At 68.4% G+C, this 825-nt stretch carries 1 protein-coding gene; it reads right to left on the bottom strand.

Translation table 11 applies throughout. From position 1 onward, the window contains the following. A partial coding sequence (locus ISP17_RS19500) for a beta strand repeat-containing protein (protein WP_404636173.1) occupies nt 1-816 on the bottom strand: 816 nt, incomplete at its 3' end. Nucleotides 817-825: the final 9 nt, after the last annotated feature.

Genomic DNA, 825 nt, shown 5'->3' with positions numbered 1-825 from the left:
GGTCAGGCTGGTCAACGCGGTGGTGCCACCCACGGCGCCGCCAAAGCCGGTGGTGCCGGCGGTGTTCACGCTCAGCGCATGGGCGCCGTCCACCGTCGAACCGAAGCCGATCGCGCCGGCACCGCTGCTTGCCAGGGTCACGTCCGCACCCAGCGTCACGGCATCACCGTAGGCCTGCGCGCCGCTGGTGCTCACGTTGCCGGCCAGCGTGGTGGCACCGCCCGCGTCCGTGGTGACGCTTCCCGCCGCCACCGTTCCCAGGCTGGTGACGCCGCTGGTGTTGATCGTCAATGCGCCGAGAGCGCCGTTGGTCCCGCCGCCGATCGCATCACCGAACGCCACGGCACTGCTGCCGCTCGTGACCGTCAGGTTGTGCGCCGTGGCGGTGGCATTGTCCAGCGTGCCGAGAAAGCTCACGGCGCCATTGTTGGTGGTGGCAAGGGTGAGGTCGGCACCCAGCGTCACTGCGTCGTAATAGGTCTGCGCACCGCCGGACGTGACGTTGCTGGTGAGCTGGATTCCGCCGCCGTTGACGGACAGATTGCCGCCCACATTCACCGCACCCAGCGTCAGCAGACTCAAGCCGTTGCTCACCGCCACGTCGTTCGCACCGGTGTTGGTCAGGCTCACCGCGCCGGTGAAGTCGTTGCCCGCGTTGGTGAGGGTGATCGCATTGGCGCCCGCGTCGAACGACGAGGTGCCGCCCACGATGAACGCGCCGCCCTGGCTGATCCCGCCAGACGTCGTCGTCACCGACAAATTGCCGCTCACGGCCAGCGTGCTGGCCGCACTGAACGAACCACTGGTCGTGGTCAATGCACCCAG

The organism is Dyella ginsengisoli (assembly GCF_044904665.1).
Classification (GTDB): domain Bacteria; phylum Pseudomonadota; class Gammaproteobacteria; order Xanthomonadales; family Rhodanobacteraceae; genus Dyella_A; species Dyella_A ginsengisoli.
The sequence above is the reverse complement of the archived record's forward strand: the minus strand, read 5'-3'. Positions and strand labels throughout refer to the sequence as shown.